This window comes from Pseudarthrobacter sp. PH31-O2 (genome assembly GCF_030063265.1).
Lineage (GTDB): Bacteria > Actinomycetota > Actinomycetes > Actinomycetales > Micrococcaceae > Arthrobacter.
Window position 1 is genome coordinate 18,851 of the sequence record NZ_JASIST010000001.1, and the last position, 13,121, is coordinate 31,971.

The window sequence follows — 13,121 nt, forward strand, 5'->3', positions numbered from 1 at the left end:
AACAACGGCCGTCCGCATCACGGGCCGAGGCCGGGTTCGCGCTCCTTGTGAGCGCGGACCCGGCCTTTCGCCTTCTCCTGAGGGTTCGCCGCGTCCAGCGCTGCCGCCCGGGAGACGCACATCACGCCGCCTCGATTTGGCCCCACGTTCACCTGCCGGTAGAGTTAACAGTGCGACGCGGGGTGGAGCAGTTCGGTAGCTCGCTGGGCTCATAACCCAGAGGTCACAGGTTCAAATCCTGTCCCCGCAACTGAAGAGAAAGTCCGGAACACTGTTAACAGTGTTCCGGACTTTCTGTTTTGAGCCGTTGACGGCGTCCACGGACAGCTGTCAACGGCGGCGGTCCGGCCGGCCACAAAACTAGGGTAGTGTTGATCTAGCGACGCGGGGTGGAGCAGTTCGGTAGCTCGCTGGGCTCATAACCCAGAGGTCACAGGTTCAAATCCTGTCCCCGCAACTGAAGAAGAAAAGGAAAGGCCCGGATCTGTTGATCCGGGCCTTTTGTTTTGGGTCGGTGGCGAAGCCCTAGCCGTCTTTGAGCCGCTGATAGGTCTCCAGCGCCCGGGCCCGGGACTCCGGCAGCCCAACGACCGGTTCCGGATATCCTGTGGCCGGAGTCCCGGCCCTCCACGGTTCGTGGATTGCCTTATCGTCCAAACCGGACAGTTCCGGGAGGTATTTGCGCAGGTAGCGGGCGCTGGCGTCGAACTTCTTGCTTTGGGTGACCGGGTTGAAGATCCGGAAGTACGGCGAGGCGTCGGCGCCGGAGCCAGCCACCCACTGCCAGTTCGCCGGATTGCTGGCGGCATCGGCGTCCACCAGGGTGTCCCAGAACCAGGCCTCGCCGAGCCGCCAGTCGGCCAGCAGGTTCTTGACCAGGAAACTTGCGGCCGCCATCCGGACGCGGTTGTGCATCCAGCCGGTCTGCCAGAGCTGGCGCATCCCGGCGTCGACCAGGGGATAGCCGGTGTTGCCCTGCTGCCAGGCCGCCAGCTCGGCGTCGGAGGGCTTCTGCCAGTCGAAACGGTCAAACTCGGGCCGGAAGTTCCGGGTGGCCAGTTCCGGGTTCTCGTAGAGCAGCTGCCAGCAGAATTCCCGCCAGCCGAGTTCGGAGCGGAAGACGGCTACATCGCCCGGAGCCGCGGGGCCAAAGCGTTCGCGCAGTGCGTGCCAGACCCGGAAAGGGCTGATTTCGCCGAACCGCAGATGCGCGGAGAGCCGGCTGGTGCCCTCGACACCGGGGACGTTGCGGCCGGTGCCGTAGTCCTCCACAGGACCGTCGAGGAAGTCCTCAAGCCGTTCGTGGGCCCCGGCTTCCCCGGGCTGCCAGCTGCCGGCGAGTCCGACGCTCCAGTCCGGCCTCCGGGGGAGCAGCCCCCAGCTGTCGAGCGTGTCGCTGTCCGGAAGCGTTCCCTCCGCGCCCACTGCCGGGGCAGGGAGGCGCCCCGGAGGGTCCAAGGGCAGCCGGGGCTCCGGTGCCTCCAGGCAGGCCCGCCAGAAGGGCGTGAAGACTTTGTAAGGCCCGCCGGCACCGGTCCGGACCGTCCACGGTTCAAACATCAAGTTCGCCTGGAAGCTGGCGGCTGTGAGACCCTGCTCCTTGGCCCAACCCTTGATGCCGGCGTCCACCTCGCGTTCCGGGCCGCCGTAGCGGCGGTTCCAGAGCAATGTCACGGCTCCGGTTTCGTCCGCGAGCTCCCGGATCACCTCAGCGGCCAGACCGCGGCGCAGCAGCAGTCGGGAGCCTTTGCCCTCAAGCCCGGCAGCAAGATTTGCCAAGGAGTGGTGCAGCCACCACTTCGTGGCGCCGCCGAGGGGCCGCACCCCGGGGGAGGCCTCATCGAGGACATAGACCACGGTCAGCGGCTGACCCAGCGAGGCCGCTTCACTCAAGGCCGGATTGTCGTCCAGCCGGAGGTCGTCGCGGAGCCAGACAATTGTCGAAGAACGGGATCCCAAAGACATGGATCCACGGTACACGCCCTGCCGCGCCGCAGGCACAACAACAAGGGCCGGACCCCTTGGGCCGTCCGGAGACGGTCCAAGGGATCCGGCCCTGGCCGAACGCGCTGCGAAGACCCGGCGGAAACCCGGCCGGGCTTACAGCTTGTCGAAGTCTGCTTCCTCGACGGTGGAGCCTGCGGGGCGGCTCTCACCGGCGGCAAGGGCGGCCGGCGAGCCGCCGGACTTCAGCGCAGCGAGCCTGGCTTCGATCTCGGTCTGCTCGCCAAGGTCCTCAAGTGAGTTGAACTGTGCGTCCAGGCTCGAAGCGGCGAGTTCCTGCTGGCCGCGGACTTTGGCTTCCTCGCGCCGGATCTTCTCTTCGAAACGGCCAACCTCGGAGGTGGGATCCATAAAGTCGATGCTCTTCAACGCATCGTGGACCTGGGTCTGAGCCGCCGCCGTCTTGGAGCGCGCCACGAGTTCGTTGCGCTTGCTGGTGAGCTCGTTGAGCTTTCCCTTCATCTGGTCCAGGCCGTGCTTGAGCTTGTCAACAACCTCGGTTTGAGAGGCGATGCTCGGCTCGGCGGACTTCGCCTCGTTTTCAGCGGACATCTGGCGCTGCAGGGCCACCTTGGCCAGGTTGTCGAACTTCTCTGCGTCGACGGTGTCGCCCCCGGCGCGGTATTCGTCAGCCTTGCGGGAGGCGGCGAGGGCCTTTTTACCCCAGTCCTGGGCGTTTTTGATGTCCTCGTTGTAGTCGTCCTGGAGCATCCGCAGGTTGCCGATGGTCTGGGCGACGGCGGACTCGGCCTCGGCGATGTTGTTGGTGTAATCCCGGACCATCTGGTCGAGCATCTTCTGTGGGTCCTCAGCCTGGTCCAGCAGGGAATTGATGTTGGCCTTCGCCAGCTGCGCCATGCGGCCGAAAATGGACTGCTTCATGGTGTTACCTTTCGTCCTGCTCAGTGGTGCCCACTGAATATCGGTGAACAGTGAAATGTACCGCTTCTACCCGCCAGCCGGAGCGTCCCCGCCGGCGCCTAGTTTCGTGTGGCCAGCGGGCCGGCTAAAAGCTGCCCGAGTCGCCGCCGCCAAAGTCTCCGCCGCCGCCAAAGTCTCCACCGCCGCCCCAGCCGCCGCCGGAGTCTCCGCCGCCGCCCCAACCGCCGCCGCCGCCTCCGCCGTGCAGGATGGAGTTGATGAGGATGCCGCCTAGGATGGCGCCGCCGAGGCCGCCACCGCCGCCGCCGCCGAACATCCCGCCGCGGCCATAGCCCTGGTTGGCGTAGCCGCCGAATTGGTCCACGTCGGACTGTGCCTGCTGCGCTGCCTGGGCAGCGAGATTGTGGGCCTGCTGGGCGTACTGCAGCGCGGTGACGGGGTCCGTGCGGGAAATGGAAAGGGCGTAGTCCAGGTTGCGCTGGGCCTCTGCAAGCCGGGTGCGGGCCTCAGTTCCGACGCCGCCGCGGCGGGCGGTGATGTAGTCCGACGTCGCGCTGATCTGTGCCTGGGCGGACATGATGCTCTGCTGCAGCGAGGCCTGGGCCCGCCGGGCCTGCTCCTGCTGGTCACGAATCCCGGCGAGGGCCGAATCCAACGTCTGGTGCGCCGTTTCGACGCGTTCCAGGGTGGCAATCGGATCAATCTTGCCGCCTTGGATTTCGGCTTTGACCCGGGCCAGTGCCGCTTCGACGGCGGCTACGGGTCCGGCCAGCTCGGGGTGCTCCCCGGACTGGATCATGGCCCTGGCCTGGGCCAGGTCCTGGGAGGTGTCGACGACTGCAGACTCCAGCCCGCTATGTGCCTCCTCGAGGTTGCCGGCGACCTTGGTGATCGCGTCGATGAGCACATTGGTCTGATGAAGGCTTTCTTCAGCTGCCCGGACGGCGACGGCGGCGAGGCTTCCTTCGCCGGCACTGAGCTTCTCCCGGGCCGTTACCGAAGCATTCTGCACAAAGGCGAGCCGCTCCTTGGCTTGGCTGATGTTGTCCGCAACCTGGGCCAGGGCGCTCTCGGCGTACTTGGCGCGCAGCCCGGTGAGGGACTGCTCGGCGCTGGCGATCCTCGCTTCTGCCTCCCCGGCGCCGGAGGCAACGGTGGCCAAGGCCTGCGGGGCGTTCTTTTCAAGCTCACGCAGGGAATCAAAGTCCGCCTTCTGCTCCTGCAGCGAGGAAAGGGCTGACTCGGAGCGGCGGATGATCTCGCCGAGCCAGGTGCGCTGTTGCTCCTCGGTGTCCGGGATGTGGTCGTCGAGCTGTTGCTGCAGCTTGAAGGACTCGGACATGTGGCCCTTGGCGTCCTGCAGGGCCCTTGTGAAGTTGCCGACGGCGGCATCGCCGTACTGCGCCTGGGCAAAGCCAAGCTCCTGCTCGCTGGACTTGATCGCGTCGTCGGCGGCAATCAGCAGCGAGCCGCTCTTGCGGCGCAGTTCCGCTGCGGTGAGCCCGGCAAGCGGGTCCAGATCGGCGCCCTGCTGGTCAGGGTCCGTAGCGGCCCCCCGGGTGGCCCTTTTCCGCCGATTCCGGAAGTACAAGTAGGCGCCGGCCCCGCCAGCTGCTACGACTCCCACACCGACCAGCACGGCGCTGCCGGCGCCGGCGCCCGAGGACACCGAGCCGCTGCCGCCGCCGGCCGCATCGCCGACGGCAACGGCAGTATCAATGGCCGCCTGGGCAAAGTCGCGCTTGCCGCCGTCCAGATTCGCGACGATCGCATTTTGGCTGATGGTGCTGGTCTTGGAGTAGATGGCGCTGGCCGAATTCGGCGAAAAATAGTACTTGCCGTCGTCGGACATGGCTAGGATGACATCGGCCCGCCCCATGCCCTTTTTCGTTGCCACGGCCTGCGCCCATGCCTTGGGTTCAGCGGGGTTCTCGAACGTCTTTACGGTCACGACGTAGAGGTTGTACTTGTGCTCTTTCAGGAGCTTCTGAACTGCGTCCTGGACCTCGCCCTTGCGGCTGCCGAGTACATTTCCGCTGTCAAGGACATTCTGTCCGGAGGGTATCGTTACCGGGTCCTCGGCCAAGACTGGAGCGGCCGGAATCGCCAGCAGTCCGGCAACGCCCACGATGGCGAGGAAACGAGTCAAAGCAGACCGCATGGCAACCCTTCAGCACTTCTGCGTCCAGTTCGGGCCGAACCGGTCGTCAAGATCGCCGCAGTACCTGCCGCACTGATGTATAGCCGCAGGTCGCTGTGGCAATTCCATTTGATTCTATGGTGCCCCCAAGTGGCCGTCCATCGATGGGAATATGCCACCAGCGAAAAGCGCGGAATGGGTAACTGGAAGCTGTGTCACGGCACGCGGAACCATTCAGCAACCTCCCAGCAAACGTGCGCTTTAGTATCAGTGTGATCGTCCATAGTTAATGCAGACGAGGATGAAAGGAAGTCTTATGACTGAGAACCCAGCGCAGGGCGCGTCAGCAGAGAACCGGGAGCCAGCCGCGCCGCACGAGGGCACTTCAGGGCACCCCCAGGGCGACTCCGCGCCGGACTCAGCGCACGAGAACCCGACACTCCGGCTGGAGCCAACGGCGGACAACGCTCCGCAGCCGGTCTATCCCCAGCATCAGCCGGCGTACGGTGGTCCGCCGGCACCGGTGACGCAACAGTTCGGCGAGGCCCCCGCCCCCGTCCAGCAGGGCCACACCCCGGGCCAGCCCGACCCGCAGCACAGCCCTGCCTTTGGACCGGCGGCCGGCAGCTCCGCCTTTGGCCAGTCCCAGCCCCCGCACAGCCAGTACTCCAGCGGCCAGTCCGCTTCCGGCCAGCCGCAATATGGCGGCTACGGCGGTGCCGTTCCCGGGTCGGCCTACGCGTCCAATCCCGCCCACGCCCCTAAGCGCAAGGCGGCGTTCGGTGTCCCCACCCTCATTGCCAGCATCCTCGCGGCCGGCCTTGTCGGCGGCGGTGTGGTAGCCGGGACCACCCAGTTGCTCGGGGGCGGCGGAGGCGTCACCTCCACCGGAACCAGCAACAGCAGCAGCCAGGCCGGTCCTGTCATTGTGAACAACCGGGATGATGTTAATGCCATCACCGCGGCTGCCGTGAAGGCCACGCCAAGCGTCGTGACCATCAAGGCATCAAGCGGCAGCGGCGGTGGCACCGGCTCCGGCATAATTTTGGACACTGACGGCCACGTCCTGACGAACACGCACGTTGTCACCCTCGACGGCACGGCGGCCAACGCCGCGATCGAAGTCCGCCTGAGTGACGGCAAGGTCTACAGTGCAAAGGTCGTCGGCACCGACCCGCTCTCCGATCTTGCGGTGGTGCAGATCCAGGACGCCTCCGGGCTGGTACCGGCTGTCCTGGGCGATTCCGGCAAGCTGAACGTCGGCGACACCGCCGTCGCGATCGGCTCGCCCCTCGGCCTGACGGGAACCGTGACGGATGGCATTGTGTCGACGCTGAACCGCACCATCAGCGTCGCCTCGTCGGCAGTACCGAAGCAAGGGGCGGACAGCTCCCAAGGCGGCGGACAGGGCTTCCAGTTTGCCCCGCCGGACGGCGGGCAGGGGCAAAGCACCACTAACCAAGGCAGCATCGCGATCAACGTGATCCAGACCGATGCGGCCATCAACCCGGGAAACTCCGGCGGCGCCCTGATCAACACCAAGGGTGAGGTCATCGGCGTGAACGTCGCTATCGCCTCGGCCGGCGGCGACACCGCGAGCAGCGGAAACATCGGTGTGGGCTTCAGCATTCCGATCAACAACGCCAAGCGGATTGCGCAGGAGATCATCAGCGGCGGCAAGGCGACCCACGGCCAATTTGGTGTCAGTGTCAAGCAGAAGGCTGCCGGCAGCGCAGCGTCCGGATTCTCCGTCGGAGCCGAGGTTGCCACCGTTGAACCAGGTTCCGCAGCAGACAAGGCTGGCCTCAAAGTCGGCGACGTCGTGACGAAGTTCCAGGACCTCACCATCAGCGATCCGAACCAGCTCACTGCCGCCGTGCGCGAGCAGGCCGCCGGGGCCGCGGTGAAGGTCACCGTCCTGCGCGGCGGCAAGGAGCAGCAACTCGATGTGACCCTCGGGGCGGCCGCCGAGCAGTAGGAACAGTTCGCTCGCCCAGGTAGAAGGCCGGGAGGCGCCGTCAGGTGCCGCCCGGCCTTCTGCTGTGCACGGCACTGCCGCGGGGACGCCCGCAGCCCTGACACAGGCGTTAACCCGGCGGCGCCCGTGCTCGCCGATATGGTTAGCTAGGAGAAACCCGGCTCCCCGGGCGTTCCGTGGCCACGACCCCACCCGACTGGCTGTCCACCCGCATGGAAGGCTGCTGTAAACACAGTGGAAGAGACATTGAAGATCATCGTGCTCGTCAAGCACGTCCCGGACGCACAGTTCGACCGGCACCTCACCGGAGCGGGCAACACAACAGACCGCTCCGAGAGCATCCTGTCCGAACTTGATGAGTACGCCCTCGAAGCCGCACTCCAGCTGATCGAGGCCCGCGGCGGGGAAGCGGCCGGCAACAGGGTCATCGCACTGAGTATGGGCCCTGCCGGTGCCGTCAACGCGGTGAAGAAGTCCCTGCAGATTGGTGCCAGCGAAGGCGTCCACCTCAGCGACGACGCACTGGCCGGTTCCGACGCCGCGGCCACCTCGCTTGCGCTGGCCGCCGCCATCCGCCACCTCGGCGCGGACACCCCGGCGGACCTTATCCTCACTGGCATGGCCTCCACCGACGGCGAGACCTCTCTGGTCCCGGCCCAGCTCGCGGAACGCCTGGACCTGCCGCAGGTCACCTTCGCGTCCTCGCTGGAACTCGACGGCGCCACGCTCACCGCCCGCCGCGACGGCGATGCCCACGCCGACACCGTCGAGGCAACGCTGCCCGCCCTCGTCTCGGTCACGGACCAGATCAATGACCCCCGGTACCCGAATTTCAAGGGCATTATGGCCGCCAAGAAGAAGACCATCACCACGCTGAGCCTTGCCGACATCGGCGTCGACCCGGCGCACGTGGGACGGTCAGGTTCCTGGACCGCCGTCGAATCCGCCGAGGCACGCCCGGCGCGCACCGCCGGCACCATCATCACCGACGAGGGCGATGCCGGCATCAAGCTGGTCGAGTTCCTGGCCGCCCAGAAGCTGCTCTAAGGGGATTCCCAGACATGGCAAAAGTACTCGTATTCATTGACAACCCCGGCCAGGCCCTGAAGAAGGCCAGCCTGGAGCTGCTCACCATTGCCCGGTCCCTTGGGGAGCCGGCGGTCGCCCTCAACGGGGAACTTCACGACGACGTCGCAGCAACCCTGGGCGCCTATGGCGCCCAAACGCTGTACCGGCCGTCCGCAGCAGACCTCGACGACTACCTCGTCGGCCCCAAGGCCTCCTACCTGGCAGCCGCGGTGCACACCGCCGATGCCACCGTCGTCTTGACCGAGAACTCGGCGGAAGCCAGGGAAATCGCTGCGAGGCTCGGCATCAAGCTAGGCGCCGGAGTCATCACCGACGTCGTCGCCGTGGACGCTGACGGAACCGCGCACAAGTCCGTGCTGGCCGGTTCCTACGTCACCACAGCGAAGGCCACGACGCCGGTCGCTGTCCTGACCGTCAAAGCCAACAGCATCACGCCGGAGCCTGCCGTCACCGGCACAGCGCCGGCCACCGTCACCGTCGATGTGCCGGAGACTGCCACCGCGGCGTCGGCCAGGATTACGGCCCGCAACGAGAGGGCCGCCAGCGGCCGTCCGGAGCTCACCGAGGCGCGGATCGTTGTGGCCGGCGGCCGCGGCGTCGACGGCAACTTTGGCCCGGTCGAAGACCTCGCCGATGCCCTCGGTGCTGCCATCGGCGCTTCCCGCGCCGCAACTGACGCAGGCTGGATCGGCCACGACGCGCAGATCGGCCAGACCGGCAAGACCGTTTCGCCCCGGCTGTACATCTCCGCAGGCATCTCCGGAGCCATCCAGCAGAAGGCCGGCATGCAGACTGCCACAGTGATCGTGGCCGTGAACAAGGACGCGGAATCGCCCATCTTCGAGATCGCCGACTTCGGCATCGTGGGGGACCTCTTTACAGTCCTGCCGCAGGCCACCGAAGAAATCAAGAAGCGCCGGGGCTGACCCGTTGGACACCCTTAGCCCCTCGGCGCCAAGCCCGTTTGATCCGGAGCACGAACGGATCGAACGGGTGCTGTGCTTCGCCGCCCACCCGGACGACATCGATTTCGGTGCCGCCGGCACCGTCGCGGCCTGGACCGCGGCCGGCATAGAGGTCAGCTACTGCATCATGACCGACGGCGACGCGGGCGGCTTTGACCCCGGAGAGAGGGACGAGATCGTCCGGCTGCGGAATGAGGAACAACGCCGTGCCGCTGCCCTGGTCGGGGTGAGCGACATTTACTATCTGCACGAGCGCGACGGGTACCTCGAGCCCACCCACGACGTGATCCGCGAGGTGGTACGGCTGATCCGCCAGATCCGGCCCGACGTTGTGCTCTCGATGCATCCGGAACGGAACTGGACCAGGATCCAGAAGAGCCACCCCGACCACCTGGCGGTGGGGGAGGCGGTGACCCGGGCGGTGTATCCGGCGTTGGAGAACCCGTTTGCGTATCCGGAGCTGGCCGAGGCCGGACTTCCGGCCTATAAGTTGCCGTGGCTGTGGCTTTTCGCCGGGCCTGCGGAACGTGAAAACCACGTTGTGGATGTGACGGAACAGGTGGAGGACAAACTCGCCGCCATCCATATCCACGTCAGTCAGCACCCCGACATCGAGGCCATGGACCGCACCGTCCGTGGGCTCATGCTCCGGACAGCGGAACGCGGCGGGTTCCCGGCCGGCCGCAGCGCGGAGGCGTTCCACGTCGTTGCAATCAACGGGCCAGGGACCATCGCCGGGTTCTAGTCTGACCTGAGCTGCGCGAACAAAAAGCCGCCCAGGCCTTGATCCCTGTCTAAAGGGACAAGGCCTGCGCGGCTTTGTGGTATCTGGTCCTGACGCTATGCTCCCAGCGGGGCGGCCGCCACGGTGGGCATAGTCGGTTTAGACGAGCCACCGGCCGGTTCCACGGTGATGCCGAGAGCTGCGGCGGTGCTGATGCCCTTGACCACTGCAGGCTTGGACAGGGCTTCGGCATTCATCAAGCCCTGGGATACCGGAGCCGATCCGTCCTTGGGGATCAGCCACATCTGGTAGACCTTGCCCGCCGGCGGTGCCGGGACGTCGTTCATCTTCACGACGATCGCATCCTTCGAACTGGAGACCGACACCGTGGCCGTGCCGCCGCCAACGACATCGATTGTCGCCTGACGGACATCGCCGGCCTGAAGGACCTGATTCATTGGATCGTTCTGGTTCGCGACGTAAGCCCCGACACCGACTCCGCCCATGGCGATTAGGGCTGCGGCAGCGACGCCGACGAGCCAGTTGCGCATCCCTTGCGGACGGCGCTTCTCGTCCCGGCGCTTGCGGGCGGCGCCGAGCTCGTCGCCGATGGCGGGCGCCGCGGAGTCGCGGACTGGCCGGCCCACCACGGGAGGCACAGCAGACGGCCCGCGCCTCTGGTGCGGATCCGGCGGCGCACCGATTTCCTGGCCCGGCAGGTTGGCCATGATGCGGTCCAGCAGGCCCGCCGGAGGTTCTTCCTCCGCGGCAAAGCTGACGGCAAGTGTCTCCCGTGCCTGCCGGACGCGTTCGTCAAAGGCGGCCCGCTCGGGCTGTGGAGCCGAGGCGAGGTGAGTCTCGATGGCGGCACGTTCGGCATCGGTTATGGCGTCCAAGGCGTACACCTCGGCGAGGTCAGCCGCACGCCCCGAAGCAAGATCGGTGGCGATATCGGCGGCAAAGCCGCCAGTGACGCGGCCGTTGTGGTGTGGATTTATGTCGGTCATCTCAACTCACCCCCAGACAGGTTTTCAGTCGGAGTAGTCCGTCGCGGATGCGGGACTTGATGGTAGGCACCGCAGCATTGAGCTTCTCTGCGACTTCCCGGTACGTTAGCCCGCCATAGTAGGCAAGCCGTACGGACTCCTGTTGTGTGTCGGTCAGCGTCTCCAGGCATCTGACCACTGCCTCGGCCTCAAGCCGGCTGCCGACCTCGTCAGAGACCGAATCATGATCGATATCCTGGCTGCTGGCGCCGTATTTGGCTTCCCGGTCAGTTGAGGACTGGGACGATCGGACCTTATCCACGGCCCGTCGGTGTGAAATCGTCATCAGCCAGGCCAGCGGGGTGCCCGCCGAAGGATTAAACTTAGAGGCGTTCTGCCAGACCTGGAGGAAAACTTCCTGGGTGGTGTCCTCGCTGAGTTCAACATCGATCAGTACGCGCCGGGCCATGCCAAAGACACGCCGGGACGTGAGCTGGTAGAACTCGGCGAAGGCTGCCTGGTCACCGTGTGCAACCTGCGCCAAGAGTGCGCCGAGCCGGCGGTTCACGTCGGCCGGAGTGCCAGAAGGAGCAGCAGCTTCGGGGTTCGGGGCGTTGGGAGTTTCCATCACCTTCAAGCATAAGGTGCCTGCCGCCAATCGCGGGCCAGGCCGGGATCTTTCCGGGGCGTGGTCTCTCACAGCGCGCCGGGCGGGATGTCTGTCTACCTGCAAAGTAGTTGTCACCTGCCGTTCCTCGCTCCTTTCCACGCTTCCTGCGCCTCTTGGTTTAACCGGGCTTCAGAAGTGATTCGGGGCCGCTGGCCGGCCGGATGGGCGGGCGTCGGAATAAGTTGCGTCGCTACAGCCTGGCGCCGGCGAACCCGTTTTGGCGCCAGGCTTCATAGACCGCGATCGAGGCTGCGTTCGCGAGGTTGAGCGAACGCAGCGCCGGCAGCATCGGCAGCCGGACACGTGACGTTACATGGTGGTCGCGTTTGAGGTCCTCGGGCAGACCCACGGATTCCGGGCCGAAAAGCAGGACATCCCCGGGCCGGTAGCTGACGTCCGTGTAGGAAGCCTCGCCGTCGGAGGTGAAGGCATAGACCCGCTTCGGTGCAAGGGCCGCCCATGCGGCCTCCATGTCCGGGTGGACGGTCACGACCGCCAGGTCGTGGTAGTCGAGGCCGGCCCGGCGCAGCTTCGCGTCGGAAAAATCAAAGCCGAGGGGCTCGACCAGGTGCAGCTCGGCACCGGTAATGGCGGCCAGCCGGATGGCATTGCCCGTATTGCCGGGGATTTCTGGGGCATAAAAGAGGATGCGGAACACCCTTCCATCCTAGCGAGCCGGCTAGTGCATGCCGCGCAGCAGCCGGGCAAGGACCGGAACGATGACGGTATTGGGAGCCGGCCCTGAACTCAAGAACTGCTTGAGCCCCCGTGCCAGCCCGGCCGCATTGACCACCTGCACCGTCTCATGCGCTTCGGAGCGGCGGTGCCGGTCGATGACCGGCTCGTGCAGGTTGCCGTCAGTGCTGTGGATAACGGTCCAGCCGGTGACGTTCAGTTCCGGGAAGATGTCCTGCATCCGGCGGACCACGTGGGCCAACTGGGGTGGTGCGATGGAACGGCCGCCATGGGTGAGGGCGCTGCCGTTCCAGGCATAGGCCCCGGGCGGCAGCAGCATCGAGCCGATGATCGCCATGCGGTAGCCGGAGAGCACCACGTGGTCGATGTGGCTGTTGTCAGCCGGGGACTGCAAACCGTTAATCAGCCGTGCAGCCGGGATAGCGGGGAGGATCTGCCTGCTGATGAGCTGAACCGTCCGCATTTCCCGCTGAATTCTGGCCTCAGCCCCAAAGATGCCCCGTTTGCGGGGCAGACCATGGACCTGCTGGCGGGCCACGCTCGGCGGAATCAGCGGGACCTCGCCGGACCCGGCGTACTGCTCGAACGGCGGCACGAAGACCGGGGCATCGGACGCTGTGTTTCGGGGAGTATTGGGGCGCCGAACATTGGCCGAAGTCCGGCTCCCGGCGGCCGGGGCGTCAAAGTGGGCTCCTTCATCAGGGGACGGCCCCGCGAAGGCGCCGCCGCCGTACGACCGGTCATAGTCGGCCCGGCTTTTCGCATCGATCAGCGTCTCGAAGGCAAGGGTAACGCGCCGGAATGCTGCCGGGTCGCCGCCGTGGTCTGGGTGAGCGGTGCGGGCGGCCCGGCGGTAGGCCACCTTGATTTCCTTAGCGGTCGCCGTGACCGGAATCCGGAGCACCTGGTAATGCGAGCTGTTGCCCTGCGTCAAGCAAAGATCCTTTTGGTCGATGGTGCCAGCCCATCCTGGACGTCCGGCCTGGC

General features: G+C 66.2%; 11 protein-coding genes and 2 tRNA genes. 6 read left to right on the forward strand and 7 right to left on the reverse strand.

Features of this window, described 5'->3' with window-relative positions; genetic code table 11:
- Positions 1–176: 176 nt before the first annotated feature.
- Positions 177–250, forward strand: a tRNA-Met gene (locus tag QMG72_RS00055).
- Between the two features lie 133 nt (positions 251–383).
- Positions 384–457: transfer RNA gene (locus tag QMG72_RS00060), tRNA-Met, on the forward strand.
- A 68-nt stretch (positions 458–525) separates the two neighbouring features.
- On the opposite strand, the gene QMG72_RS00065 is transcribed toward QMG72_RS00060, so the two are convergent.
- The 3 genes from QMG72_RS00065 to QMG72_RS00075 all read right to left on the reverse strand — a co-directional run bounded on the left by QMG72_RS00065 (position 526) and on the right by QMG72_RS00075 (position 5,047).
- Positions 526–1,965 (reverse strand): cryptochrome/photolyase family protein, encoded by a 1,440-nt coding sequence (locus QMG72_RS00065; protein WP_282359629.1) that lies wholly within the window; start codon positions 1,963–1,965, stop codon positions 526–528.
- Positions 1,966–2,100: 135 nt separating this feature from the next.
- Positions 2,101–2,886 carry a PspA/IM30 family protein gene (locus QMG72_RS00070; RefSeq protein WP_226773816.1) on the reverse strand — a complete coding sequence of 262 codons (786 nt, stop codon included), beginning with the start codon at positions 2,884–2,886 and terminating at the stop codon, positions 2,101–2,103.
- A gap of 124 nt (positions 2,887–3,010) precedes the next feature.
- Positions 3,011–5,047 (reverse strand): TPM domain-containing protein, encoded by a 2,037-nt coding sequence (locus tag QMG72_RS00075; RefSeq protein WP_282359628.1) that lies wholly within the window; start codon positions 5,045–5,047, stop codon positions 3,011–3,013.
- A 295-nt stretch (positions 5,048–5,342) separates the two neighbouring features.
- Here QMG72_RS00075 and QMG72_RS00080 point away from each other — a divergent pair, with 295 nt between their 5' ends.
- From QMG72_RS00080 to QMG72_RS00095, 4 genes are all read left to right on the forward strand, one after another.
- The gene (locus tag QMG72_RS00080; protein ID WP_283479242.1) at positions 5,343–7,004 is read left to right on the forward strand and encodes a S1C family serine protease; all 1,662 of its coding nucleotides are present in this window, start codon (positions 5,343–5,345) and stop codon (positions 7,002–7,004) included.
- A 234-nt stretch (positions 7,005–7,238) separates the two neighbouring features.
- A complete protein-coding gene (locus tag QMG72_RS00085; protein ID WP_226773707.1) occupies positions 7,239–8,051 on the forward strand; it encodes an electron transfer flavoprotein subunit beta/FixA family protein in 813 nt (270 codons plus the stop codon).
- Positions 8,052–8,065: 14 nt separating this feature from the next.
- On the forward strand, positions 8,066–9,019 hold the full coding sequence (locus QMG72_RS00090; protein WP_283479243.1) for an electron transfer flavoprotein subunit alpha/FixB family protein: 954 nt from the start codon (positions 8,066–8,068) through the stop codon (positions 9,017–9,019).
- 4 nt (positions 9,020–9,023) lie between these two features.
- The gene (locus tag QMG72_RS00095) at positions 9,024–9,803 is read left to right on the forward strand and encodes a PIG-L deacetylase family protein (protein WP_283479244.1); all 780 of its coding nucleotides are present in this window, start codon (positions 9,024–9,026) and stop codon (positions 9,801–9,803) included.
- Between the two features lie 95 nt (positions 9,804–9,898).
- Here QMG72_RS00095 and QMG72_RS00100 read toward each other — a convergent pair whose 3' ends face one another.
- The 4 genes from QMG72_RS00100 to QMG72_RS00115 form a co-directional block, all read right to left on the reverse strand.
- The gene (locus QMG72_RS00100) at positions 9,899–10,789 is read right to left on the reverse strand and encodes an anti-sigma factor (protein WP_283479245.1); all 891 of its coding nucleotides are present in this window, start codon (positions 10,787–10,789) and stop codon (positions 9,899–9,901) included.
- Between the two features lies 1 nt (position 10,790).
- Complete coding sequence (gene sigK, locus QMG72_RS00105; protein ID WP_282359623.1) at positions 10,791–11,396, reverse strand: ECF RNA polymerase sigma factor SigK; 606 nt, start codon at positions 11,394–11,396, stop codon at positions 10,791–10,793.
- A 232-nt stretch (positions 11,397–11,628) separates the two neighbouring features.
- Positions 11,629–12,096 (reverse strand): tRNA (cytidine(34)-2'-O)-methyltransferase, encoded by a 468-nt coding sequence (locus QMG72_RS00110; RefSeq protein ID WP_226773712.1) that lies wholly within the window; start codon positions 12,094–12,096, stop codon positions 11,629–11,631.
- A gap of 21 nt (positions 12,097–12,117) precedes the next feature.
- Positions 12,118–13,068, reverse strand: a complete 951-nt coding sequence (locus tag QMG72_RS00115; RefSeq protein WP_282359622.1) for a J domain-containing protein — start codon at positions 13,066–13,068, stop codon at positions 12,118–12,120.
- Positions 13,069–13,121: the final 53 nt, after the last annotated feature.